At 70.9% G+C, this 24113-nt stretch carries 27 protein-coding genes; 12 read left to right on the top strand and 15 right to left on the bottom strand.

From position 1 onward, the window contains the following. Nucleotides 1-5 precede the first annotated feature (5 nt). The gene (locus AW271_RS30860) at nt 6-758 is read left to right on the top strand and encodes a hypothetical protein (protein WP_157554799.1); all 753 of its coding nucleotides are present in this window, start codon (nt 6-8) and stop codon (nt 756-758) included. A 74-nt stretch (nt 759-832) separates the two neighbouring features. On the opposite strand, the gene AW271_RS30855 is transcribed toward AW271_RS30860, so the two are convergent. Genes AW271_RS30855 through AW271_RS30845 form a run of 3 tightly spaced genes read right to left on the bottom strand, consistent with a single transcriptional unit; the run spans nt 833 to nt 3677 of the window. After that, nucleotides 833-1957 carry an alpha/beta hydrolase gene (locus tag AW271_RS30855; protein ID WP_062341123.1) on the bottom strand — a complete coding sequence of 375 codons (1125 nt, stop codon included), beginning with the start codon at nt 1955-1957 and terminating at the stop codon, nt 833-835. 32 nt (nt 1958-1989) lie between these two features. Continuing rightward, nucleotides 1990-2658 (bottom strand): response regulator, encoded by a 669-nt coding sequence (locus AW271_RS30850; protein WP_062341122.1) that lies wholly within the window; start codon nt 2656-2658, stop codon nt 1990-1992. After that, complete coding sequence (locus AW271_RS30845; protein WP_062341121.1) at nt 2655-3677, bottom strand: sensor histidine kinase; 1023 nt, start codon at nt 3675-3677, stop codon at nt 2655-2657. The genes AW271_RS30850 and AW271_RS30845 overlap by 4 nt, the downstream gene beginning before the upstream one ends. A gap of 82 nt (nt 3678-3759) precedes the next feature. Between AW271_RS30845 and AW271_RS30840 the strand changes: the two genes are divergently transcribed. Beyond that, the gene (locus AW271_RS30840) at nt 3760-4443 is read left to right on the top strand and encodes a response regulator transcription factor (protein ID WP_062341120.1); all 684 of its coding nucleotides are present in this window, start codon (nt 3760-3762) and stop codon (nt 4441-4443) included. Between the two features lie 4 nt (nt 4444-4447). Here the strand turns inward: AW271_RS30840 and AW271_RS30835 are convergent, their stop codons facing one another. Beyond that, nucleotides 4448-5677, bottom strand: a complete 1230-nt coding sequence (locus AW271_RS30835; protein ID WP_062341119.1) for a sensor histidine kinase — start codon at nt 5675-5677, stop codon at nt 4448-4450. 89 nt (nt 5678-5766) lie between these two features. Here AW271_RS30835 and AW271_RS30830 point away from each other — a divergent pair, with 89 nt between their 5' ends. Next, a complete protein-coding gene (locus tag AW271_RS30830; protein WP_169806416.1) occupies nt 5767-6378 on the top strand; it encodes a phosphatase PAP2 family protein in 612 nt (203 codons plus the stop codon). Here the strand turns inward: AW271_RS30830 and AW271_RS30825 are convergent. Next, the gene (locus AW271_RS30825; protein WP_062341117.1) at nt 6366-6740 is read right to left on the bottom strand and encodes a DoxX family protein; all 375 of its coding nucleotides are present in this window, start codon (nt 6738-6740) and stop codon (nt 6366-6368) included. The two genes, AW271_RS30830 and AW271_RS30825, sit on opposite strands and share 13 nt — an antisense overlap. A gap of 183 nt (nt 6741-6923) precedes the next feature. Between AW271_RS30825 and AW271_RS42620 the strand changes: the two genes are divergently transcribed. Next, nucleotides 6924-8201 carry a C40 family peptidase gene (locus AW271_RS42620; RefSeq protein ID WP_245653293.1) on the top strand — a complete coding sequence of 426 codons (1278 nt, stop codon included), beginning with the start codon at nt 6924-6926 and terminating at the stop codon, nt 8199-8201. On the opposite strand, the gene AW271_RS30815 is transcribed toward AW271_RS42620, so the two are convergent. Next, nucleotides 8198-8572, bottom strand: a complete 375-nt coding sequence (locus tag AW271_RS30815; RefSeq protein ID WP_062341115.1) for a DUF2255 family protein — start codon at nt 8570-8572, stop codon at nt 8198-8200. The genes AW271_RS42620 and AW271_RS30815 overlap by 4 nt on opposite strands. A gap of 174 nt (nt 8573-8746) precedes the next feature. Between AW271_RS30815 and AW271_RS30810 the strand changes: the two genes are divergently transcribed. Next, complete coding sequence (locus AW271_RS30810; RefSeq protein WP_062341114.1) at nt 8747-9277, top strand: DUF4365 domain-containing protein; 531 nt, start codon at nt 8747-8749, stop codon at nt 9275-9277. Continuing rightward, nucleotides 9274-10422, top strand: coding sequence for a hypothetical protein (locus AW271_RS30805; RefSeq protein ID WP_218008220.1), 1149 nt, complete (start codon nt 9274-9276; stop codon nt 10420-10422). The genes AW271_RS30810 and AW271_RS30805 overlap by 4 nt, the downstream gene beginning before the upstream one ends. 25 nt (nt 10423-10447) lie before the next feature. Here the strand turns inward: AW271_RS30805 and AW271_RS30800 are convergent, their stop codons facing one another. Continuing rightward, complete coding sequence (locus AW271_RS30800; RefSeq protein ID WP_245653292.1) at nt 10448-10939, bottom strand: DinB family protein; 492 nt, start codon at nt 10937-10939, stop codon at nt 10448-10450. Between the two features lie 5 nt (nt 10940-10944). Beyond that, nucleotides 10945-11421, bottom strand: a complete 477-nt coding sequence (gene rraA / locus AW271_RS30795; protein ID WP_062341112.1) for a ribonuclease E activity regulator RraA — start codon at nt 11419-11421, stop codon at nt 10945-10947. Between the two features lie 54 nt (nt 11422-11475). Here rraA and AW271_RS30790 point away from each other — a divergent pair, with 54 nt between their 5' ends. Together AW271_RS30790 and AW271_RS30785 are read left to right on the top strand one after the other, a co-directional pair. Beyond that, nucleotides 11476-11868, top strand: coding sequence for a hypothetical protein (locus AW271_RS30790; protein WP_218008219.1), 393 nt, complete (start codon nt 11476-11478; stop codon nt 11866-11868). Then, on the top strand, nt 11865-12152 hold the full coding sequence (locus AW271_RS30785; RefSeq protein WP_062341111.1) for a hypothetical protein: 288 nt from the start codon (nt 11865-11867) through the stop codon (nt 12150-12152). The genes AW271_RS30790 and AW271_RS30785 overlap by 4 nt, the downstream gene beginning before the upstream one ends. Here the strand turns inward: AW271_RS30785 and AW271_RS30780 are convergent. Next, on the bottom strand, nt 12149-13279 hold the full coding sequence (locus AW271_RS30780) for a cytochrome P450 (protein WP_157554795.1): 1131 nt from the start codon (nt 13277-13279) through the stop codon (nt 12149-12151). The genes AW271_RS30785 and AW271_RS30780 overlap by 4 nt on opposite strands. An 84-nt stretch (nt 13280-13363) precedes the next feature. On the opposite strand from AW271_RS30780, the gene AW271_RS30775 reads away from it, so the two are divergent. After that, on the top strand, nt 13364-14290 hold the full coding sequence (locus tag AW271_RS30775; RefSeq protein WP_062341215.1) for a TetR/AcrR family transcriptional regulator: 927 nt from the start codon (nt 13364-13366) through the stop codon (nt 14288-14290). Here the strand turns inward: AW271_RS30775 and AW271_RS30770 are convergent. Genes AW271_RS30770 through AW271_RS30760 form a run of 3 tightly spaced genes read right to left on the bottom strand, consistent with a single transcriptional unit; the run spans nt 14269 to nt 17214 of the window. Further along, on the bottom strand, nt 14269-15768 hold the full coding sequence (locus AW271_RS30770) for a tripartite tricarboxylate transporter permease (RefSeq protein WP_062341109.1): 1500 nt from the start codon (nt 15766-15768) through the stop codon (nt 14269-14271). The genes AW271_RS30775 and AW271_RS30770 overlap by 22 nt on opposite strands. A gap of 1 nt (nt 15769) precedes the next feature. Continuing rightward, nucleotides 15770-16252 carry a tripartite tricarboxylate transporter TctB family protein gene (locus tag AW271_RS30765; protein ID WP_062341108.1) on the bottom strand — a complete coding sequence of 161 codons (483 nt, stop codon included), beginning with the start codon at nt 16250-16252 and terminating at the stop codon, nt 15770-15772. Next, nucleotides 16252-17214: a tripartite tricarboxylate transporter substrate binding protein gene (locus AW271_RS30760; protein ID WP_174553128.1), complete on the bottom strand. Its 963-nt coding sequence runs from the start codon at nt 17212-17214 to the stop codon at nt 16252-16254. Before AW271_RS30760 ends, AW271_RS30765 begins: the two co-directional genes overlap by 1 nt. Nucleotides 17215-17355: 141 nt before the next feature. On the opposite strand from AW271_RS30760, the gene AW271_RS30755 reads away from it, so the two are divergent. From AW271_RS30755 to AW271_RS30745, 3 genes are all read left to right on the top strand, one after another. Beyond that, nucleotides 17356-18975, top strand: a complete 1620-nt coding sequence (locus tag AW271_RS30755; RefSeq protein WP_245653291.1) for an ATP-binding protein — start codon at nt 17356-17358, stop codon at nt 18973-18975. Beyond that, the gene (locus tag AW271_RS30750) at nt 18975-19637 is read left to right on the top strand and encodes a response regulator (RefSeq protein ID WP_062341107.1); all 663 of its coding nucleotides are present in this window, start codon (nt 18975-18977) and stop codon (nt 19635-19637) included. The genes AW271_RS30755 and AW271_RS30750 overlap by 1 nt, the downstream gene beginning before the upstream one ends. A 231-nt stretch (nt 19638-19868) precedes the next feature. Then, nucleotides 19869-21659, top strand: coding sequence for an elongation factor G (locus AW271_RS30745; RefSeq protein WP_062341106.1), 1791 nt, complete (start codon nt 19869-19871; stop codon nt 21657-21659). On the opposite strand, the gene AW271_RS30740 is transcribed toward AW271_RS30745, so the two are convergent. The 3 genes from AW271_RS30740 to AW271_RS30730 are packed head-to-tail and all read right to left on the bottom strand — an operon-like array spanning nt 21619 to nt 24099. Continuing rightward, nucleotides 21619-21969, bottom strand: coding sequence for a hypothetical protein (locus AW271_RS30740; protein ID WP_157554793.1), 351 nt, complete (start codon nt 21967-21969; stop codon nt 21619-21621). The genes AW271_RS30745 and AW271_RS30740 overlap by 41 nt on opposite strands. Beyond that, nucleotides 21956-22555, bottom strand: coding sequence for a DUF1275 family protein (locus AW271_RS30735; protein WP_062341104.1), 600 nt, complete (start codon nt 22553-22555; stop codon nt 21956-21958). Before AW271_RS30735 ends, AW271_RS30740 begins: the two co-directional genes overlap by 14 nt. Nucleotides 22556-22572: 17 nt before the next feature. Beyond that, nucleotides 22573-24099: a glycosyl hydrolase family 18 protein gene (locus AW271_RS30730; RefSeq protein ID WP_245653290.1), complete on the bottom strand. Its 1527-nt coding sequence runs from the start codon at nt 24097-24099 to the stop codon at nt 22573-22575. Nucleotides 24100-24113: the final 14 nt, after the last annotated feature.

The raw sequence follows: 24113 nt of genomic DNA, 5'->3' as shown, positions 1-24113 counted from the left end.
GGGGCATGAGACTGAGAACCACCCTGCTGGTGGCCCTGTTGTCGCTGGCCACGGCCTGTGGCGGCGGCGAACTCGCCGCGACCGCGGCCGAGCCGGAGCAGAGCGCGCCGGCCACGCCGGTCGCGGTGCTGCGGGCCGAAGGCGGGTTCGTCACCGCCAGCACGAACGTGCTGCGCGCCCCCCGCGTGGTCGTCTACGGCGACGGCCTGGTGATCGCCGACGCGGCGTACAAGACGACCATTTCCGCGGCCGAGGTCACCCAGACCGTCGACGCGTTGAAGAAGTATCTGACCGGGCAGCCGCCCACCGCCACGCCGAAGCCGGGTGCGCCGATGGTGACCGACATCCCGGCGACCGTGCTGGGCGTCGCGGGCGACGACGGCAAGATGATCGAGGTCAAGGCCGAGGCGCTCGACCAGGTCGCCGAGTTCTACCCCAAGGAGCTCGTCGACGCCAAGAAGCTCCTCGACGGACTGGCGGCCAAGGCGGCCGAGAAGAAGGAGCCCTACACCTCCGACCGGATCCGCGTGGCCGCCGAGTCGGTGCCGACCGCCGAGGGCGAGCGCACCCCGTGGCCGGCGGGCGTGCCGGAGCCGTCGGGCCAGATCGACCCGGTGTGGCAGAAAGATCTGACGGGCGCGGAGGTCCCGGCGCTGGTCAAGGCCGCTCCGCCGGTCCCGGACGCCGGGCTGCCGATCTTCGAGACGAAGGCGGGCGTGTTCGTCCTGTCGTGGCGGTACCTGCTGCCGGGCGAGTGACGTGTGCAGGCCCCGCCGGGGAGAGTGCGGCGGGGCCTGAGGTCTTAGTTTGTATGGTAACCAAATCAATAACGCTATGAAAGGAAGTCCAGGAGGATCTGGCGGCTGTGCTGGGCGGGGAGGCTGCCGTAGGCGTCGTCGGGGGAGTGCTCGGCGAACGGCAGGATCTTCGTGGTCACCGGCACTCCGTGGTCAGTCAGCAGCCGGGCGAAAGCCGTCACGTCCTCGGGGCGGGCGCTGCGGTCGCGGTCCCCGACGACCAGGAGGGTCGGCATGAGACCCGGCCGGACGAACGTCTTCGGAGAGACCTCGCGGTAGCGGGCGGGGAACTCCGACGGGCTGCCGCCGGTGTAGAGCACCGCCGCGTTCCGGCTGCCGTCGATGTTCCGGGTCCACATCTCCGACACGTCGGTGACCGGGTAGAACCCGACCACGCTCGCCGGAGGCGGCGGGACGTCGCCGCAGCTCGACGTGGCCTCTCCGGCCTGGAGGCGGTAGGCGGCGTTCAGGGCCAGGCCGCCGCCGGCCGACATGCCGCCCACCGACAACCGGTCGACGTCGAGGTTGAACCGGGCCGCGTTGGCGCGGGTCCAGGCGAGGGCGCAGACGAAGTCCTGCGGGGCCCTGTCCCAGGTGGGCGCGCCCGGGGCCGACAGGCGGTAGTCGACGGCGACGGCGGCCACGCCATGGTCGGCCAGCCAGCGGCCGGTGCCGCGCAGGTCGGCGCGGTCGAAGGTGTGGAAGCCGCCCGCGTGGGCCAGCACGATCGCCGGGGTCCTGGCCGAGGCGCCACGCGGCAGGTAGACGTCGGCCTGGAGGTCGCCGGCGAACGTCTCGGTGACGTCGGGCCGCACGCCGGGGTAGGCGATCTGGGTGAACATCTCCGCCCACTGGACGTCGGTCCCGGCCTGGTAGGCCGCCTTGGCCTGCACGCCCGCCACGACCACCGCCCCGGCGGTCGCGACCGAGGTGACCACGGTCAGCACGCGGCCCCACCGCCGCAGGCCCAGCCGCAGCGCCAGCAGCCCGAGCAGCAGGCCGGTCAGCCCGATCAGGGCGACGTGCAGCGGATACTGGCCGGTCAGCACCGGGCCGATGACGCCGGCCTTCGGGATCGCGGGCACATAGCCGCCGAGGACGAGCGCCCCGGCCACGAAGGCGAGCAGCGAGGCCACGAGGGCGATCAGGATTCTGAGCATGCGAAAGAGAACTCTTGTCATGAGGGGGTTCCTTAGAAGGTCATCCGGCCGGGGGTGACCAGGCCGGTCTCATAGGCGAAGACGGCCGCCTGGGTGCGGTCGCGCAGGTGGAGCTTGGACAGGATGCGGCCGACGTGGGACTTGACGGTCTGCTCGGCCACGTGGATGGCGGCGGCGATCTCGGTGTTCGACAGGCCGCGGGCGACCAGGACCAGTACCTCGGTCTCCCGTTCGGTCAGCCCGGCGATCCGTTCGGTGACCTCGGGCACCGCGACGCCGCCCTGCCGGGCGAACTGACTGATCAGGCGGCGGGTCACGCCCGGCGCGAGCAGCGCGTCGCCCGCCGCGACGACCCTGATCGCCTCGGCCAGCTGACCGCCGGAGGCGTCCTTCAGCAGGAAGCCGCTCGCTCCGGCGCGGAGCGCCTCGTAGACGTATTCGTCGAGGTCGAAGGTGGTGAGGATGAGCACACGGGCCGGGAGGGTGCGGGTGATCTCCCGGGTGGCCTCGATGCCGTTCATGCCGGGCATCCGGACGTCCATGATGATCACGTCGGGAGCCAGCTCGGCGGCCTTGGCCACGGCGTCGGCCCCGTCGACGGCCGTGCCGACCACCTCGATGCCCGGCTGGACGCCGAGCAGGATGGAGAAGCCCTCCCTGACCATGGCCTGGTCGTCGGCGATGAGCACGCGGATGGTCATGACGTCTCCGTGAGGGGCAACACGGCGCTGACGGCGTAGCCGCCGTCGGCGGTGGGTCCGGTGGTGAGGGTGCCGCCCAGCATGGCCGCGCGCTCCCGCATGCCCAGGATGCCGTGCCCGGCCCCGGGCGAGGCCCTCGGCGGGTCGTGCGGACGGGTGTTCACGACGCCGATCCGGAGCTCGCGGTCGTCGCGGACGACCCGGACCGTGACGGCCGCGCCGGGCGCGTGCCGCATCGTGTTGGTCAGCGCCTCCTGCACGATCCGGTACGCGTTCAGCCCCACCCCGCGCGGGACGGTCGCCAGGTCGCCGGTGGTCTCCAGAGTGGCCCCGGCGGCCAGCCGGTCGAGGTCGGCCAGCGACGGCTGCGGGGCGACGCCGGGTTCGGCCCGCAACACCCCCAGCAGGCGGCGCAGCTCACCCAGCCCCTCCAGCGCGGTGGAGCGGATCGTGGCGAACGCCTCGGTCAGCTCCGGCGGCGGGTCGGCGACCCGGTGGGGCCCCGCGTCGGCCTGGATCGCGATCACCGACATGTGGTGGGCGACCACGTCGTGCAGCTCCCGGGCGATCCGGGCACGCTCTTCGAGCAGGGCCCGCTGACCCCGCTCCTCGGTGAGCGCGGCTTTCGTGTCCCGGCGGCTGCGGATCAGCCACCCGGCCGCCCCGGCCCCCGCGACCGCGACCACGGCGACCGGGCCGCCGGACAGGACCGGCAGCACCCCGGCCGCCGTGAACAGGGCGGTCTTCCTGGTGTCGAGGCGGAGGGCCAGCAGCAGCACGATCCCGGCCTGCACGAGCCATCCGTACATCAAGTCGTTGGCGCCCGGCGGATGGGTGAGCTGCACCCCGACGAGCAGCGTGCTCGACGCGGCCCAGGCGGGCACCGGCCACCACAGGGCAGCGACCAGCATCGCGGCGTGCACGACGGCCACGATCTGGGCGGCCTGGTCGTCGCCCGTCATGGCCAGGAGCACGGCGACCACGACGACCAGCGCGCGGGGAAACGGTCCGAACCTCATGGCCCCAACGGTAGGAAGGCCGGCGGCTGGTCCGCGTCACTCTCAGGTAGGGGTGGCGGGAGTGATCCGGCAGGATGAACGGGTGGCAGCTGCGAAGGTCCTCGTCGTCGAGGACGACCCGGTCATCGGGGCCGAACTGGTCGAGGCACTCGGCGTCAACGGTTATGTCCCGGTGCTGGCCGTCACCGGGCGGTCGGCCATCGAGCTCGCCCACGACGGCGCGCCCGACCTGGTGCTGCTCGACCTCGGGCTGCCCGACGTCGACGGCGTGGTGGTGTGCCGGAAGTTGCGGCTGGCCGCGCCCGAGGCGGTGATCGTGGTGCTGACCGCCCGGACCGAGGAGCTCGACGTGGTGGTGGCCCTCGACGCCGGGGCCGACGACTACCTGACCAAGCCGTTCCGGCTGGCCGAGCTGATGGCCCGCCTGCGCGCCCACCTGCGGCGGCAGGCGGTGGTGTCGCCGGGGCGGACGCTGTCGGTCGGCGGGCTGCGGCTCGACGTGGCGGCCCGGCGGGCCTACCTCGACGGGGTCGAGCTGTCGTTGCGGCCCAAGGAGTTCGACCTGCTCGCGGTGCTGGCCGGGCAGCCCGGCGAGGTCGTCACGCGCGAGGAGCTGATGGACCGCGTCTGGGACGAGAACTGGTTCGGCTCCACCAAGACCCTCGACGTCCACGTGTTCGCGCTGCGCCGGAAGCTGGAGGAGCCCGGCGGCCGGGCGCCCCGCATCACGACGGTCCGGGGGCGCGGCTACCGGATGGAGCCCTGACCGGTCAGCGGCTCGGCAGCAGGAGGCTGAAGGTCGGCGGGCGGTCGCGCCGCAGGATCAGCCGGCCGCCCTCCGCCTCGGCCAGCGAGCGGGCCAGGCCCAGGCCGATGCCGTGGCCGTCACGCGGGATGCGGCCGAAGATGTCGCGGCCCTCGGGCACCCCGTCGCCCTCGTCGGACACGTTCAGCGCGATGCCCGCGCCGACGTCGGTCACCGTCAGGGAGATCTCGCCCGCGCCGTGGCGGCGGGCGTTGTCGAGCAGGACCAGCAGGATCTGGCGGACCGCCGCCGTCGAGGCGGTCACCTCCGGCAGGTCGTCGTCGACGCGGACCGTCACCTCCTCCCAGTCGGCGCGGATCTCCGCGATAAGGACCGGCAGGTCGAGCGGGCTGTGGCCGGTGTCGCGGGAGAGGGTGACCAGGTCTTCGATGATGGTCTGCAGCCGTTCGGCCCGCGCCATGGCGCGGGCCACCTTCTCGGGCGAGGGCCGGTCGAGCGCCGACTCCAGGCCCAGCATCAGGCCGGTCACACCCGTTCTGAGCTGGTGGGACACCTCGCCGCTGAACGCCCGCTCCCGGGCCAGCACCTCCCCGAGCCGCCCGGCCGTGGCCGCCAGCGCCTCGCCCGCCTGGTCGACCTCCAGAACCCCTGATTTGGGGGCCCGTACGGTGAAGTCGCCGTCGCCGAGGGCCTGCGCGGCGCCGGTGAGCCGTTCGAGGGGGATCGCCAGCCGCCGTGACAGGTAACCGGCCACGGCCGCGCCGACGCCCAGCGCCGCCAGCGCGAGGATCGCGATGAGCTGCCAGGCTTCGTACACCTCCTCGTTGACCTCCTCGGCGGGGGTGGCCACCCTGACCACGCCCGTGCCCGACGGGATCGGGGCGGCCGCGACGTAGTCGGCGCCCTCCTCGCCCTGGTGGGGCAGGCCGTCGCGGGCGGTGCGGGCGGCGAGGGGGGAGGTCGCCGGGCCGGCGCCGACGGTGAGGCGGCCCTCCTGCGAGTAGAGGCCGATGAGGATGTCCTCGTCGTCCTCGCGGGGCAGCACCGTCGGGTCGTCGCGGAGGGCGGTGGCGTGGCGGGAGGCGCTGCGGGCCAGGTCGGAGGCGGTCCGGTCGTGGTAGCGGTCGTTCGTCAGCACCGCCAGCGGCACCGCGAACAACACGATCGCGAGGGCGGTCACCCCGAGGATCGCGGCGAGCGCACGCTGCCGCAGCGGGGTCCCTTCGGGCGTCATGTCGCCATCGTCCCAGCCGGCGGGAACGTGAACGGAGGGTTAACCAAACCCTCATCGGCCGCTGACCAGGTGCTCCCTAGCGTGAAATGGTGATCAGGTTTGTCGTCGGGCTGCCCCTGCTGGTTCTCGTGACGGTGCTCGGCGTCGTCGCCGAGACCCCCGCCTGGACGGCCGTCGACGGGGCGCTGGTCCAGGTCGTCCACGACGCGAGGAACCCGGTCCTCACCGGGGTCGCCATGCTCCTGAACCTGCTGTTCGGCACCGAGGCGGGGATCGTCGTCTCGCTCGCCCTGGGGGTGTTCGTGCTGGTCGTGCGGACGCCCGCGGCGGTGCGGGCGCTCCTGGTGGTGCTGGCCGGGTGGGGGCTCGGGGCGCTGCTGAAGATCGTGTTCGACCGGCCCCGGCCGCCGGTGGCCTTCTCGATGCTCGGCGAGATGGGCGACACGAGTTTCCCGTCGGGGCACGTCTGCCTGACGGCCGCCGTCGCCGTGGCCGCCTGGGTGCTGGCACGGCGGCCCTGGGTCGTCGCGGTCGGCGCGGTGCTGGTGGTGGGGCAGATGCTGGCCCGCGTCTACCTCGGCGTGCACTACCCCACCGACGTGCTGGCGGCGGTGGTCGCGGTGGCGGCGTCGTCGATCATCGTGCTCCACGACACGGCCCGCGAGGTTGTCCACAGCCTGGGGAAAACTCAGAGCGGGTAGGGCCCGAAGCGCCCCCACGCGACGAACGCCGTCAGCACCAGCAGCACGGCCGCCGGGATCGCCTGCGGCAGTTCCTTGCGGCGCACGTGCACGAGCACCGCGCCCGCCATCGCCACGGCCAGCCCGGCCGCCGCGATCGGCACCAGGATCGGCGCGATCCCGGTCACCCCCGGCAGCACCAGCCCGAGCGCCCCCAGCCCCTCGACCACGCCGATCGCCTTGACCTGCGCGGCCGTGAAGTCCTCGGTCCACGCGAGGCCCGACTTGGCCAGCTCCTCCTTGGGACGGCCGATCTTCATCGCCCCCGCGCCGAGGAAGGTGAGAGCGAGGAGGGCCGTGACGACCCAGAGGACTATGTTCATGGAGCTTCCTTTGTGACTTGAAGATTCAACCGAAACCTAGTCCCCCTTCACCCGCAGCGTCGAGGCGGGCATGCCTTAGGCGCACCCGGATCAGACGTCGTGGCGCGCCTGCCGGGTTCCCTGTCATACCAATCGTCACCAGTGACCACTTAAGGCCGGTGATGGCCCGGCATGCTCCGCTTCATGCGAAGGATCGTGCTCGCCTGTGTCCTGCTGCTCGCCACGCTCGTGGCGGCCCCGGCCCGCGCCGCCGCGCCGCCCGACGACTGCCCGCCGGGCGAGATCGCGGGCATCACGTCCGTCGACGGCGGCTACTGGCTGGCCGGGCGGGACGGCCGCGTGCACGCCTACGGCACCGCGAAACTGTTCGGCTCGCCCGGCAAGCCCGCGGTGGCCATCGAGGCGACCGCGTCGGGGGAGGGCTACTGGCTCGCCGCCGCCGACGGCGCCGTCTGGGCGTACGGCGACGCGACGCCCGCCCGTGCCGCCGCGCCCGCGCTGACCTCACCGGTCGTCGGGGCGACGCGCACCGAGACCGGCCTGTGGCTGACCACCGCCGACGGCACCGTGGTCGCCCCCGACGGCACCCGCACTGCCCGCAAGCGCGCGGTCGTCGACATCGTGGCCACCGCGTCGGGGAAGGGCTACTGGCTCGTCGGCGCAGACGGCTCGGTGTGGGCGTACGGGGACGCGGCGGCCGTGCCGAAGAAGCCCGCCGACCTGAAGGCGCCCATCGTCTCGGCGACCTCGGCGGGCGCCGGGCTGGTGCTCGCCGGGGCCGACGGCGCGGTGTTCGCGCTGGCCGGAGCGGCCTACCACGGTTCGGCGGCCCCGCTGCGGCTGGCCAAGCCGATCATCGGCGTCGCGGCGGCCACCGCCGACGGCTACACCCTCGCGGCGGGCGACGGCGCGGTCTTCACCTTCGGCACGGACGGCTTCATGGGCAACGCCGTCACGACGGCCGCCGACTGCGCCCCGCCCGAGCCGACCCCCGGCTCGGAGATCGTGCGGATCGCCATCGCGATCAAGGACGGCCAGGCCATGCGGGGCTGGCCCGGCGGCTTCGTCCCCTACGCGTGGGGCGGCGGCCACGGCTCGGCCCCCGGCCCGTCGTTCGGCACCTGCAACTGGTACACCGGCCCGCTCCCGTGCCGGGCGAACGTCACCTTCGGCGTCGACTGCTCGGGCTTCGCCCGCTGGGTCTACCACCTGGCCTACGGCCGCGACGTCCTGGGCGGCGAGAACACCAACGGCCAGCTCAGGAAGCTGACCAAGTCGGCGACGGGCCGCCCGGGAGACCTCGTCTTCTACGGCCGCGGCCCGTCGGACACCCGCCACGTGGCCGTCTTCATCGGCGACGGCAAGGTCGTCAACGCCCTGCGCACCGGCACGGTGATCAGGATCGACCCGATCGACGTGAGCAGGGACCGCCTGCCCGGCTTCTACCGCGTGGCGGCCTAACGGGGCACCAGCCGGATGGTCGTCCCCTTCGCCGGGCCGGCGACCATCGGGTCGACGTAGGCCGGATCCTGGTCGCGGTACTTCATCCGGTACGCCAGGTCGATCCCGTCGTTGACCATCGAGTCGTCCTCCGGCACGAACCGGACGTCCTTGCTGACCCCGCCCGCGCTGACGCGCCCCTCGCTCCGCTCCCGCGCGGCCCGGAACCAGTGGCCGCCCTCCCCCTTGTAGGAGCGGACGTAGAGGTCGTCGTCGTGCCGCACGACCCAGACGGTGACGGGCTCGACGAAACTGCCGTCGATCCGCTGGGGCGAGATCTCGAGCTCCTCGGCCTCTGCGATGGCGGTGAGCTCGGCCTGAGTCCATGTCATGGTCGTCAATGCTCTGACGCGCCACCCGACGAGGGCCGGAGGCTCGCCGGTGAGCCGCTACAGGCGGATATCGGCAAAGTGGATCTCCGCTGCCGCTTACGGAGTAATCTCCTTGATCGGTAATCGGTGATCGCGTCCCGGTTGGAGTGGCATGACGGAAGCTCTCGGTGGTCCATGAGCGGGCCGGCTGCCGAAGTTCCCGACGGGCTCCCTCTCAGCGAGGCCAAGGCCCAGTTCAGCCTTGCGTATGTGCAAATGGTCGTCGCGGCCGCCCGAATGTCGGTCAAGAGACACACGACCGACTATGACGGTGTCGACATCACGATCGCGGCGTCGGCCGAATACGAGCGCTACTACGCCCCCGAGTTCGAACTCCAGCTCAAGGCGACCTCGCAGCAGCATCTGCTGAAGGACGATCACCTGGTCTGGCGGATGGAAGCGAAGCCATTTGCCAAGCTCACCAACCCCAAGCGTTACATTCCGGCCTATCTCGGCGTTCTTCTTCTGCCGGACGGTCCCTGGTTGTCCCAGGACGAGAGGGGGCTGTTCAGCGGCAGCCGTCTCTATGTGCAACGGGCCGGTGATCTCGGCGTCATAGAGGACGATCGAGCCACCAAGACCGTCCACCTGCCCCGCAGTAATGTGTTGGACGTAGCAGGGCTTCACGGGATCATGAAGTCGATCGGCGAGGGAGGTGACCTGTGACTGCTTCTGCTCAGGACCCTTCGATCCTGGAGATGGCGCACAGCCTCTCGCCTGCTGCGGTATCGCAGTTTCTGGCGACAGAGTCATGGCGGTTGGAGTCCAGGGTCGATCACGTTCGTGAGGTCTGGTCGCTCCCCGCCGATGACGGCCGACTACGAGGGCGTCTGCTGCTGCCTCTCGACTCCAGTTATCTCGACTTCGCCGATCGTTTGTACGACGCGCTGGTGACCATCGGCAAAGTGAACAATTGGGACCCCGAAGTCCTGCAAGAACACATCATCGCAACGCGGGCCGATCTGTTCTTCGTGCGACTCGACCAGGCGATGACCGACGGGACCATCCCGTTCCGCCAGGCCGAACTCACCATTGAGGGCATCTGGAAACTCCTGCGCGCGGCGGCCACGACCGCGGCCAATCCCGACCATTCGCACCAAGGTCGAAGGCCGGCGGCCGTAACCGATTTTCTCGAAGACGATGTTCGCCTCGGTCACACCAAACGCGGCAGTTTTGTCTTCACCGTCGTCTCCCGGATCGGTGACAGTGAGCCGTCGTTTCAACGTCGTGTCATGGAGACGTTGGCCAGAGGGCTTGAGACGACAAAGAACATCACGGAAGGGCGAGACCTCGGCGCGTTCGACGAACCGTCGCGCTGGGGACTGAGCGCGGGGCTGGTGGAGGCCATCGAGGACATGGCCGAACCCGAAGCGCTGAGAGCCATCGACCTCTCCTTCGAATGGGCCGCAGCTCTGGAAAGACCACCGGTCGGTGATGCGCCCATCACATTGGAACGCCACGTCATACCTCAATTGGGGCGTGTCCGAGAGCGGCTCATCCGGCAGGAGGAACCGAAGCGGCGGGTGACGCTCATCGGGACGGTCAAATCTCTCACCAGAGAAGGCGGCCGTGATGAGAACGAGTCTGGAGCGGTCATTCTGCATGCCGAAGTGAATGGGCGATACAGAAACGTCCATATGATTTTGGACGGACCCGATCATGATTGGGCGATCATCGCCTACAGATCGCGAGTTCCCTTCACCGTCAGCGGTGATCTGGTTTTCGAACGTAGGGCCTGGCGGCTTCAGGGTGACATCGCAGTGGATTCGAGCTTTCTGCGTACGCTGCCCATGGCCCGCGACGAGAACTGAGAGCCCGCCAGGCCGCGGCGATCGGTCAGCCCATCGTCTTCTGGCCGTCGATGGACTCACGGATGATGTCGGCGTGGCCCGCGTGCTGGGCGATCTCGCCGATCAGGTGGGTGAAGGCGCGGCGGGCCGAGCGGGTCGCGCCCGGCGGGAACCACGGCGCGCGGGGCAGTTCGTGGACCTGGTCGAGGTCGAGGGTGCGCACCAGGTCGTCGGTCGCGGCGGCGGTGCCCTCCCAGATGGCCAGCAGGTCGTCGAGGTGCTCCTCGTCCTCCATGCGGAACTGGCTGGCCCAGTCGATGGCGACGGCCTGCATCGCGGCGGCGCCGCCGGAGGCGAAGCGGGCCCAGCCGGCCTCCATCAGGGCGACGTGCTTGATGATGCCGCCGAGGCACAACTCGCTCGCGGTTGGGCGGAGGCGGGCCTGTTCGTCGGTGAGGCCCTTGACGGCGTGGCGGAGGAATCGGCGCTGTGCGGCGAGGGACTCGATGAGGTCGGCGCGTTCCTGGTCTGTGGTCATGTCGGTCATCTTCCTCGGGTGGTCACCAGAATGCCGTCGTCGTCGCTGTAGATGGTGGCGCCCGGGTGGAACAGCACGCCGCCGAAGATGACGGCGACGTCGCGGGTGCCCAGGCCGTGCTTGTGGCTCTTGCGCGGGTTGCTGCCCAGGGCCTTGACGCCCAGGTCGATGGCCCCGAGGGCGACCACGTCGCGGACGGCGCCGTTGATGACGACGCCCGCCCAGCCGTTGGCGGCGGCCGTGCCGGCGATCACGTCGCCCATCAGGGCGGCCTCCAGCGAACCGCCGCCGTCGACGACCAGGGCGCGGCCCTCGCCGGGCTCCGCCAGGATCGACTTGAGCAGCGCGTTGTCCTCGTGGCAGCGCAGCGTCGTGATCAGGCCGTGGAAGGCGCGGCGGGAGCCGTACTGACGGAACTGGAGGCTGCACGACTGCAGGGCCTCGCCATGCTCGTCGTAAAGATCGGCGGTGGACATGTGCATGATCCTCGCATGCCGTCACCCCTGGTGATCGTCCGGTCACTAGGGTGCCGGACCATGAGGTTCTTGCTTCGGGCTCTCGTGGCCCTCGTGGCCGCCGGCGGTGTGGCGTTGAGCGCGCCCGCGGCCCATGCCGACCCCGAAGGGTCGCTGCTCGGGGGGATCGTCGGGGCCGACCTCGGCACGGTGGTCGGGCTGGTGCCGAGCCTCGTCTGCGGCAACCGGCTGATCAACTACAACTCGCCGGTCGACAACTCGCCGACGCTCTGCGTGAACGGCTCCATCGCGAGCGGGAACTCGACCGACAGCGGGAACTACTTCAACAAGGGGAACCCCGTGAACAGCGGGAACTTCTCCAACGCCAACGGGTCGACCAGCAGCAACAACTCCGCCAACAGCGCCAACCTCGCCAACGGGCCGCAGAAGACGAAGATCGGAGAGCGCAGATGATGATCATCGCGACGCTGGCCATCGTCCCGGCCCTGATGACCGGCGGCGGCCCGGGGCCGATCGCGTCGGCCGGCATCACCAACGTCACCAAGGACCGCGGCGCCATCACCAACGTCGGCAACAGTTACAACAGCGGCAATTACCGCAATCGCAAGAACGGCGTGAACAGCGGCAACTTCTCCAACGTGAACGGGTCGGCCAACAGCGTCAACGCCTCGGTCGCCTCGAACTTCGCCGACGGCCGGCAGAAGATCATCGTGATCGGCGGCAAACGCAAACGTTAGAGCCGGACCGGCAACGAGGTCAGGCGGTAGGTGCCCGGGTCGGGTGTGCGCAGGGTCGCCGGGTCGGCGGCCAGTTCCAGGTCGCGCTTGAGCAGTTCGGTCAGCGCGACCTGGGTGGTCACCCGGGCGATCGACGCGCCGACGCAGAAGTGCGGGCCGTGCGCGAAGCTCAGGTGGGCGGCGCGCTCGCGGGTGACGTCGAGGTCGTCGGGGGCGTCGAACGCCCTCGGGTCGCGGTTGCCGCCCGCCAGCGCGCAGGTCACCGGGGTGCCGGCGGCGATCTCGACGCCGCACAACTCCATGGGCTCGCGGGCGTAGCGGGGGATCGACAACAACGTCGGGCCGCAGAACCGCGTCAGCTCCTCGACCGCGCGCGGCATCAGCTCTGGTCGCTCGCGCAGCACGGCCAGCTGCCCGGGGTGGGCGAGCAGGGCCAGCGCCGCGTTGGCGATGAGGTTCGTGGGGGTCTGACCGGCCAGGATCAGGTGCCAGACCAGGGTCACGAGCTCCTGGTCGGTCAGTTCGGAGGCCACCAGGTCCGACAGCAGGTCGTCGCCCGGTTCGGCGCGCCGCCGGGCCACCGCCGCCTTCGCGCCGGCCATGATGCCCGGGATCGCCGCCGCGAAGCCGGGGCCGCCGGGCGTGTCGACCACCCGGCCGTAGGCGCGCCACTGTTCGCGGTCGTCGTCGGGGATGCCGACGAGGGTGCAGATGACGTCCATGGGCAGCGGGCGGGTGAAGGCGGGGATCAGGTCGGTCTCGCCGTCGAGCGGGTCGAGCAGGCGGGCGACGATCGTGGTGATCCGGGCGCGGAACGCCTCGGCCCGGCGCGGGGTGAAGGCCGGGGTGGCGGCCCTGCGCAGGCGGGCGTGCTCGGGGCCGTTCATCTCGCTCATGGTCCGCATGTACGGCAGGCAGTCGTCGGGCACCTCGGGACGCATGAAGCTGTCCGACCGGATCTCCAGCCGCGGATCGGTGAGCGCCGCGCGGATGTCGTCGTAGCGCGTGACCACCATCCACTCCGGCGCGCCGGGCATGCGCAGGACCGCGAGCGGGCCCGCCTCCCTGGCCTGGCCGTAGACGCCGAAGGGGTCGCCCATGGTGGCGGCGAGGTCGATCTCATACATGCATACTCCGAACATTCAGATGATGAGAACATCTGGATGGCGACGCTATCCTGGCTGCTGTCGATCCGGCAAGGCGGAGGCGAAATGGCCCGGTTGTCCCGTGTGGAGCACCAACGGCTCACCCGCGAGAAGGTGCTCGCCGCCGCGCGCGCCGAATTCCTCCAGTACGGCTTCCGCGACGCGAAGATCGACAACATCGCCGAGCGGGCCGAGCTCACCCGGGGCGCGGTCTACTCCAACTTCCCCGGCAAACGGGCGCTCTACTTCGCGGTCCTGGCCGCCGGGCGTCCCGTCGTCACGGCCGCCCCCGCGACCACCCGGGCCGAGGCCCTCCACGGGTTCGCCCGCGCCTGGCTGGCGGGCGTGCCGATCAGCTCCGAGCCCTGGCTGGGCCGCGACCTGCTGCCCGAGGTCATGGCCGACGAGGCCACCCGCAAGCCGTTCGCCCAGCTCGTGAAGCTGAGCGCGATCCTGCTCGGGATGACCCTCGAACGCCTCGACCCCGCCGCCGGCCGGCAGGTCCGCGTCGCGGAGCAGGCCCTCACGATCCTCCACGGCGCGGGCCAGTTCAGCGGCTTCGCCGACCTGTTCGACGTGGTCCGCGCCTGCGAACACCTCGCCGCCCTCGACCTCGACGACTCCTGGCCGCCGCCCCACCTGGCGTTCGCGGCGACGGTCGACGTGGTCGACGAACCGGCCGGCGACCTGCCCGAGGGCGTCGTGGTCACCTTGTCGCCCCACCGCGTGTCGGCCGTCGAAGAGGCGATGAGGGCCACGCCGGACGACGTGACCCTCATCGTGGCGGCCGACGACGAGCTGGCGTCACTGGCCGAACTCGTCATCGGCGACACGTTGAACTGCCTGGAACCCCTCCGGGCGGCGCCGTCGTTGCGGGTGCGCTACGGGCCGGCCGAAAGGGACACGACGGAGACGGCCGTCCGGGTCGCGGACGGCCGCATCGTGGCCAGGGCCGAGGGTTTCGGCGCCTGTCACGCCGTCGCGTCGATCTGACGCCGTCTGGCCAGCAGACGGCGGGCCAGGGGAGCGGCCAGGATCAGCGCCGACAGGATCAGCAGGACGGCCGCGATCGGGCTGGTCACCAGCACCGACGGGTCGCCCGCGCCGATCGCGAGGGCGCGCCTGAGCTGGATCTCGGCCATCGGCCCGAGGATCAGGCCGATCACCGCCGGAGCGAGCGGCAGGCCGAAGCGGCGCATCGCGAAGCCGATCAGGCCCAGCAGGTAGAGGACCACCAGGTCCACCCACGACGCGTTGAGCGCGTAGACGCCCAGGGCCGCGAACAGCAGGATGCCCGCGTACAGGTAGGGGCGGGGGATGTGCAGCACCCGGGCCCACAGGGGGGCCAGCGGCAGGTTCAGCACGAGCAGCATCGCGTTGCCCACGAACAGCGACGCGATCATGCCCCAGACCAGGGCCGGGTTGTGGTCGAAGAGCTGCGGGCCGGGCTGCAGGCCGTACTGCTGGAAGGCGGCGAGCAGGATGGCGGCCGTGGCCGACGTCGGCAGGCCCAGGGTCAGCAGCGGCACCAGGGTGCCGGCCGCCGAGGCGTTGTTGGCGGCCTCCGGCCCGGCCACGCCCTCGATCGCGCCCTCGCCGAACTCGCGGCCCTTGGCCAGGCGCTTCTCCACCGAGTACGACAGGAACGTCGGGATCTCGGCCCCGCCGCCGGGCAGCGCGCCGAAGGGGAAGCCCAGGGCGGTGCCCCGGAGCCACGGCTTCCACGACCGGGCCCAGTCGGACCGGCCCATGAACGCGCGGCCCACCGGGATCACCTCGGGGTGGCCGTGGCGGAGCCGGGAGGCGACGTACAGGACCTCGCCCAGGGCGAAGAGGCCCACGGCCACCACCACGACGTCGATGCCGTCGAGCAGTTGCGGGATGCCCAGGGTCAGCCGGGCCTGGCCGGTCTGCTGGTCGATGCCGATCAGGCCGATGACCAGGCCGATGCCCAGCGACGCCAGGCCCCGCACGACCGACCGCGACAACACCGACGACACGGCCGTGAAGGCCAGGATCGCCAGCGCGAAGTAGTCCTCCGGGCCGAAGGAGATCGCGAAGTCGACCACGAGGGGCGCGGCCACGACCAGGAGGGCGGTGGCGATCGTACCGGCGACGAACGACCCGATCGCCGCCGTGGCCAGCGCCTGGGCGGCGCGGCCCCGGCGGGCCATCTTGTTGCCTTCGAGAGCCGTGATCATGGACGAACTCTCGCCCGGCGTGTTCAGCAGGATCGACGTGGTCGAACCGCCGTACATGCCGCCGTAGTAGATCCCGGCGAACATGATGAACGCGCTGGCCGGGGGCACGTTGAAGGTGATCGGCAGGAGCAGCGCCACGGTCATCGCGGGGCCGATGCCGGGGAGCACGCCCACGAGGGTGCCGAGGGTGACGCCGATGAGGGCGTACAGGAGATTGACCGGCGTGAACGCGGTGGCGAAGCCGTCGAGGAGGAGCTGGAAGGAGTCCATCTCAGATCAGCCCCTCCAGCGGCCCGCCGGGCAACGTGACGCCCAGGCCCTTCACGAAGGCCAGGTAGGACGCCACGGCCAGCACGATCGCCAGCGCCCCGGCCCGGAGCCGGTTCTCGGCCCCGAGCACCCACGACACCCCGAAGAACAACAACGCGCCCGCGATGATCCAGCCCAGCAGGTCGACCGACACGGCGAAGGCCAGGAAGATCACGCTGATCAGGGCGACCGACTTCTTGTCGGAGGTCGCCGACGGGTCGACGTCCTCGCTCTCTTCCGGGTCGCCCTGACCGCCGCGCAGCACGTCGACGACGTAGAACAGGCCGGTCGCGATCATGGCGGAACCGACGATGATCGGGAAGAACCGCGGTCCCAGCCCGAGCGTCGAGGCCGCCGCCGTCACGTCGGCGGTGCCGACGATGACGAACACGCCGAGGGCCAGCACGGCCCCCGCGAGCAGCAGTTCCGGGTTCTTCCACCGCATCAGGACACGAGTCCCATCTCGGCGATGATGCCCTTCACCCGGGTCTCCTCGGCCGCCAGGTAGTCGGCAAACGGCTGCCCGGTCTGGAAGACGTCGATCCAGCCGTTCTTGGCCACCGCGTCCTTCCACGCCGCCGAGTCGTGCATCTTGGTGACCAGGTCGGTGAGCGACTGCTTGGCGGCGTCGTCGAGCCCGCCCGGGGCCACGAACCCGCGCCAGTTGGCGAGTTCGACGTCGAGCCCGCCCTCCTTCAGCGTCGGCGCGTCGATGTTGTCGAGCCGCGCGGGGGACGAGACGCCCAGGGCGCGCAGCTTGCCCGACTTCACGTGCTCGGCGAACTCGCCGATGCCCGAGATGCCGATCGCGACCTTGCCGCCGAGCAGCGAGTTCAGCGCCTCGCCGCCGCCCGAGTGGGCGATGTAGTTGACGAGCTTGGGGTCGACCCCGGCGGCCTTGGCCATCAGCCCGGCCAGGATGTGGTCGGTGCCGCCGGCCGAACCGCCGGCCACGGCTACCTTGGCGGGGTCGGTCTTCCAGGCGGCGGCGAGGTCCTGGAGGTTCTGGAGGGGCGAGTTCGCCGGGACGACGACGATCTCGTACTCCTCGGTCAGCTTGGCGATCGGCGTCGTCTCGGCCAGCGTGACCTGGGACTTGTTCTGCTCGATGGCGCCCACCATGACCAGGCCCATCGTCATGAGGAGGTTGCCGTTGCCCTTCTCCCCGACGAGCTGGGTGAGGCCGATCGTGCCGCCGGCGCCGGGCACGTTGTAGACCTCGACCTTGAGGTTCGGGTCGGCCGACTTGAAGGCCTGCTCGGCGGTCCGGGACGTGGTGTCCCACCCGCCGCCCGGCGCGGCCGGCGCCATGATCTTGAGAGCCGACGTCCCGCCACCGGACGACCCCGCCCCACATGCCGTGGCGGCGGTGAGCAGAGCCGCCGCCAATATCAGTTTCAGTCGCATTGCCGACTCCTACACCGTCTACCTGAACGTGGTGAGGATGCTGAGCGAACCCGCACGATCCGTCGATCCTTTATGTGATTGACGTCATATAGGTCGTATTGGTCACAGCCGGGAATTCGGCGCGGCTCCTATAGTGAACGCGTGAAACGGCTGCTCAACGCCTTCACCCGGGCAGATTCACGACGCGAGGTACGGCCGGCCTTCGGCCGTCCGCATCTCGCTTCATTGGGCACCCAGCTCTTCGTCTTGCAGATGGTGATCGTGCTGCTCACGGTCGTCGGCACCGCGACCGTCTGGGTCGGCCACACCCGCCGCCAGCTCAACGAGCAGCACGAGCAGCGGGCCCTGGCCATCGCCGAGTCGGTCGCCGGGCTGCCCGGGGTCCGGGAGGCGTTCGACGACCCCCACCCGGAGCAGACGCTGCAGCCGATCGCGTTGAGCGTGCAGAAGGCCACCGGTGCCGACTACGTCGTCATCGCCAACCGCGACGAGATCCGCTACGCCCACCCGAACGCCGCCCTGATCGGCCAGAAGTTGTCGACCGACGGCACCGAGGTGATGACCACGGGCGAGGAGTGGACCGGCGTCCAGACCGGCACCCTCGGCACCTCGGTGCGCGGCAAGGCCCCGATCTTCGGCCTCGACGGCCGCGTCATCGGCCTGGCCAGCGTCGGGATACTGGAGCAGACGGTCGCCGCCGAACTGGGCGACGCCCTCCCGCCGCTCATCTGGACGGTCTTCGGCGTGCTCGTCCTGGGCTCGGCCGCGGCGGCGTTCATCACCCAGCGGGTGCGCCGCCAGACCTTCGGCCTGGAGCCCAAGGAGATCGCCGGCCTGCTCGAACAGCGCGAAGGCGTGCTGCACGGAGTGAAGGAGGGCGTGGTCGCCCTCGACCTCGACGGCCGGATGACCCTGATCAACGACGCCGCCCAGGAGCTCCTCGGCGACGTGGGCGGCTCCCTCGACGACCTCCCGTCGAACGACCGCCTCCGCGACGTCATGGCCGGCGACGACGTCGGCGACGACCGGATCGTGTTGCGCCACGGCCGCACCCTCGTGCTCAACCGCACCCCGGTCGAGGTGCGCGGCCAGCACCGCGGCTGGGTGGTGACGTTGCGCGACCGCACCGAGCTGATCCACCTCTCCCATCAGCTGGACGAGGCCAGCAACACCACCGACCTGCTGCGCGCCCAGGCCCACGAGTTCGCCAACCGCATGCACACCGTGGTGGGGCTGCTGGAGCTGGGCGAACAGGAGATGGCCGTCCGCTACATCACCGAATCGGTCGGCGGCCAGTACGCCACCGACCTGCGCGAACAGGTGAAGGACCCGACGCTGGCGGCCCTGCTGCTGGCCAAGTCGGCCCAGGCGGCCGAACGCGGCGCGGCCCTGCGCCTGGCCGACGACGCCCACGTCGAAGAGGGCGCCCTGGGCGACCCCCACGACGCCGTCCTCGTCGTCGGCAACCTGGTCGCCAACGCGCTCGACGCCCTCGACGGCCGGGGCGGGACCGTGGAGGTCTGCGTCCGCACCTCGGACGAGGGCCTGCACGTCAGGGTCAGCGACGACGGCCCCGGCATAGCGGCCGACCTGGCCGAAGAGGTCTTCAGGGAGGGCTTCACCACCAAGGCGGCCCAGTCGGGCCCGCGCGGCCTGGGCCTGGCACTGACGAGACAGGCCTGCCTACGACGCGGCGGCTGGGTGAAGGTGCACAACGAGCGCGGCGCCGTCTTCACCGCGCTCCTGCCGAGGCGGTCATGATGATCAAGGTTCTCGTCGTCGACGACGACTTCATGGTGGCCCGCATCCACGTGGGCTACGTCGGCCGGGTCTCCGGCTTCTCCGTCGTCGGCACCGCCCACGGCGGCCGCGCGGCCATCACGGCGGTCGAGGACCTGCGCCCCGACCTGGTCCTGCTCGACGTCTACATGGCCGACATGTCGGGCCTGGACGTCCTCCACCACCTGCGCGGCCTCGCCCACCCCGTCGATGTTCTGATGATCACCGCGGCCAACGACATGGACACCGTCCGGGCCGCGTTGCGCGCCGGCGTGGTCAACTACCTGGTCAAACCCTTCACCGCGGCAGAACTGACCGAACGCCTCGACCAGTACGCCCAGACGCGCCGCCGCCTGGCCATGGCCGGCCCGGCGGCCCAGGACGACATCGACCGCCTGTTGGGCGGCACGACCCGCACGGTCCTCCCCAAGGGCCTGTCGACCACCACGTGCGCCCTGGTCGCCGACGCCCTCCGCACCAACGGCGGCGACCTGTCGGCGGCGGAGACGGCCGCGGCGACGGGGTTGTCGCGGGTGAGCGCCCGGCGCTACCTGGAGTACCTGTGCGCCACGGGCCAGGTCGAACTCCGCCCGAGGTACGGCACGGCGGGCCGCCCGGAACACCGCTACCGCTGGGCCACATAAATCGCTTTCCGGCGGTTCGCCCTCTTTGCTACCGTCGCCCTGCCAGCCAGGCCGATCAAAGGGAGGGGACGTCATGCGGTACGCCGCCGTGCCCCTCCGTACCTTCCAGGTGATCCGCGTGTCTTCCGGGGCCCGGCTTCGGCTGCGCGCCCGATTCCGGCTGGCCTTCTTCTCGTAGAGGGCTTCATCGCGCCGTCCTTTCCGGATTCACCTCTCGAAAGAGAAACGGCCATGACCCTTCGTAACATCGGCATCCTCGCCCACGTCGACGCCGGCAAGACCACCGTCACCGAGCGCATCCTGTTCGCGACCGGGGCGACGTACAAGCAGGGTGAAGTGCACCATGGCACCACCGTCACGGATTTCGACTCGCAGGAGCGGGATCGTGGGATCACGATCTTCGCGGCGGCGGTGACCTGTCACTGGCAGGGCGCGCAGATCAACCTGATCGACACCCCCGGGCACGTCGACTTCTCCGACGAGGTCGAGCGGTCGTTGCGGGTGCTCGACGGGGCGGTCGCGGTGTTCGACGCCGTGGCGGGCGTCGAGCCGCAGAGCGAGGCGGTCTGGCGGCGGGCCGATCGCCATGGCGTGCCGCGGATCGTGTTCGTCAACAAGATGGACCGGCCCGGGGCCGACCTCGGCGCGACCGTCGAGGCGATCCGGCGGCGGCTGCATCCGAGGCCGCTCGTTCTCGGCAGCCCCGACCTGGTCGATCAGGTCGCCGAGCTGCATCCGGACGTGCTGGAGGAGTATCCCGACGTGTCCCCGGCGACGTTGCAGCGGGCGCTGCGGGAACTGACGGCCAGGAACGAGGTGGTCGTGGTGCTGAGCGGGTCGGCCTACCGCAACCAGGGCATCGAGGAACTGCTCGACGCCGTGGTGGCCTACCTGCCGGAACCGCGTGTCGACGACCGTCCGTTCGCCGGGCTGGTGTTCAAGGTGGCCGAACGGATGGCGCTCCTGCGCGTCTACTCCGGCACGTTGCGCAAGGGCGACACCGTCCTCGACACGACGACCGGGAGGACCGAGCGGGTGTCGCGCATCCTGCGCATCCAGGCCGACCGGCACAGCGACCTCGACCGTGCCGAGGCGGGCGACATCGTGGCCGTCACCGGACCCAAATCGGTGCGGACGGGCGCGACGCTGACCGACCCGGCCGCGCCGCTCGTGCTGGAGCCCCCGTCGACGACCGAACCGGTCGTCTCGGTCGCGGTGGAGGCCGCGACCGGGGCCGAACACCAGAAGCTCGCCGTCGCGCTGGCCCGCCTGGCCGACGAAGACCCATCCATTCGTGTACGAACCGACCCGGAGACCGGCCAGACCATCCTGTCCGGCCTGGGAGAACTCCACTTGGAGGTGGCCGTGGAGAAGATCCGCCGCGACCGCGGCCTCACCATCCGCGTCGGCGCCCCGCAGGTCGCGCTGCGGGAGACCGTCGTGACGGGCGTGACCGGCGTCCTCTACCGGCACGTCAAACAGGACGGCGGCGCCGGCCAGTACGCCCACGTCCGCCTCGACGTCGAACCGTGCGACGAGCCGTTCGTGTTCGCGAGCACGGTCGTCGGCGGCCGGGTGCCGAAGGAGTACGTGAAGGCGGTCGAACAGGGGTGCCGCGACGCCCTGGCCGAAGGACCCCTCGGCGGGCACCCGGTCATGGGCCTGCGGGTGACCCTGACCGACGGCGCCACCCACGTGAAGGACTCCTCGGAACTGGCCTTCCGCACCGCCGGCCGCCTCGCCCTGCGCGAGGCGCTGCGCTCCTGCCGGATGGCCGTCCTCGAACCCGTGACGGAGGTGACGGTGACGGTCCCCGACGACCTGGCGGGCGGCGTGCTCGGCGACCTGGCCGCGAGAAAGGGCCAGGTCTCCGGGACGGAGGCCAGACCGGGCACGGTCGTCATCACGGCGATGGTCCCCCTGGCCGAGGTCTTCGGCTACGCGACCCGGCTCCGCAGCCGCACCCAGGGCCGGGGAGCCTTCACGACGAGACCGGCGGGGTATGCCCTGACAGCTCGCTGACCTCCGCGATGAGGCGCCGGGCCACACCGCTGGACTCCTGCGCCTCGGCCCGCTGGTGGCCACAATCGACGACGGTGCCGTCGGTTGTGGTCACCTCGGCGTAGATGTCACCGTTCTCGATCCAGACGGCGATGTGGTTGATCCCGTCCGAGTCCTTCTCGTAGACGACGATGAAGGCGGGCTCGTCTCCGGCATAGCTGTTCCGGAACCGGAAGGTCTCGCGGGGTCTCATCCAGCGGTCCTCGCCCAGCGGCTCAAGCCAGCAGGCGAGCCAGTCGTCGGAGCTGTTGGTCACATCAATGACGGCCATTTCGTATTTCTACCGGAAGCAGGAAGATCGCGGCGATCAAGAGGAGGACCGCGAGCACCGGGGCGAACGGCCGGCTGACCGTCAGCAGCATGGCCGTCGACGCCGCCCCGACGGCCAGCGCGCCGATCTGCCGGAGGGCCGTCACGAACGGGTCCCTCCGGCCGGTCGCCAGGTCGTGGAGGGAGGTGGTCAGCACGCCGGTCATGTACGTCGTGTTCGGGTGCAGGCCCAGCATCATCGCGCTCTGGCCGCCCATCGCGATGCCCGCCAGGGCCAGCAGGACCAGCCGGCCCGACAGGTCGGGGTGGGTGCCGGTGCCGATCCAGCCGATCGCCACGACGACCAGCAGGACCAGCTCCGCGACCAGGCCCGGCGTGCGCCTCGAACGGAAGGTCACCGCCCAGGCGTAGGCGCCGGCGCCGAACCCGGCCACGGCCGTCAGGGCGGCGATCCACCTGCCCGACGCCGCCGTCACCACGTTGCCCGTGATGATGCCGGCGAAGGCGCCGCCCAGTTCGAGGAAGGTGAAGAGGTCGACCGCGCCGGCGCAGCAGGCCAGCGCGGTCGTGCCCCACATGATCCGCATGCCGGGGGACGTACCCCCTAACGGCCCTGTAGCGCCTTCACGTTGTCGCCGAAGGTCCAGTTGCGGGAGCCGTCCCAGTTGATCGACCAGGTCATCAGGCCCTTGAGCTGGCCGTTGAAGCTGTTCCACGCCTGCGACACCAGCGCCGGCGACATGTGGCCGCCGCCCGCGCCCACCTGGGCGGGCAGGCCGGGGACCTGCTTGTCGTAGGGCACCCGGATCGTCACGCCCTGGATCACCAGGCCGTTGTTGAGGCAGGTCGTCTGGGCGACGAAGCCCTGGACCGTCCCGGCCGAGTAGGAGTCGCCGGAGCAGCCGTACATCGACCCGTTGTAGTACTGCTGGTTCAGCCACCACAACCGGCCGTTGTCGGCGTACTTCTTGATGATCGGCAGGTACGCGCCCCAGATCGAGCCGTAGGTGACGCTGCCGCCGGTGACGTAGGCGGTCTCCGGGGCCATGGTCAGGCCGAAGTTCGACGGCATCTGCGCCAGCACGCCGTCGATGATCCTGATCAGGTTGGCCTGCGACGCCGACAGCGTGTTGATGTTGCCGCTGCCGGTCAGGCCGGTCTCGATGTCGATGTCGATGCCGTCGAAGTTGTACCGCTTGAGGATCGGCACGATCGTCGCGATGAACCGATCGGCCACCACGCTCGACGACAGGTCGATGCCCGCCGTGGCCCCGCCGATCGACATCAGGATCGTCGCGCCCGCCGCCTTGGCCGCGCACATCTCGGCCGGGGTGGCGACCTTCACGGTCGCGTCCATGCCGTCCTCCCACAGGACCGTCCCGTCAGAGCGGATCACCGGGAAGGCGGCGTTGATGACGTTGTAGCCGTGCTGCCTGATCCGGGCGTCGGTGATCGGGATCCAGCCGAGCGGCGGGTGCACGCCGTTGACCGCGCCGTCCCAGTTCTCCCAGTAGCCCTGGAGCACCTTCCCGGCGGGCTTGCCCTTGACCGCGCAGGTCGGGCCGTTGGTGGGGGTGACCGTGGGCGTGGGCGAAGGGCTGGCCGAAGGCGACGGCGACGGCGACGGAGACGGGCTGGGCGACGGGGACGGGGACGGGCTCGGGTTGGTGCCGCCCGGGCCGTCGAAGCTGATGTCGTCGGCGTAGTAGGTGCCCTGGCCGTACCAGCCGTGGAGGTAGACCTGTGCCGTGGTCTGCCCGGCGGCGGTGGTGAAGTTCAGGGTCAGCTGCCGCCAGTCGGCCGACGACGTCCAGACCGAGCTGCCGCCCTGCACGCCCAGGTAGACGTAGTTGCCCCGCACCCACGCCGTCAGCACGTAGGCCGTGCTCGGGCGCACCGACACGTTCTGGCTGCACCGGGCGTTGTCCGAGGCGCTGGCCGCACCGGCGAGCGCTCTGGTTCCGGTACGAACAGGGGAGGCCACCGCCGACCCGAGCCCTCCCGTACACGTCCAGGGAGAGAGCGATCCCGATTCGAGCCCGGGGTTGGCGAGCAGGTTGGCCGCGTTGGCCTGCGAGGGGATGAGCAGCGCGGCCACCAGGGCCAACGCCAAGAACACAGCACGTTTCACGAGGAAACCCTTCT

This window comes from Herbidospora sakaeratensis (assembly GCF_001570525.1).
In the GTDB taxonomy this organism is placed as follows: Bacteria; Actinomycetota; Actinomycetes; order Streptosporangiales; family Streptosporangiaceae; genus Herbidospora; species Herbidospora sakaeratensis.
The sequence above is the reverse complement of the archived record's forward strand: the minus strand, read 5'-3'. Positions and strand labels throughout refer to the sequence as shown.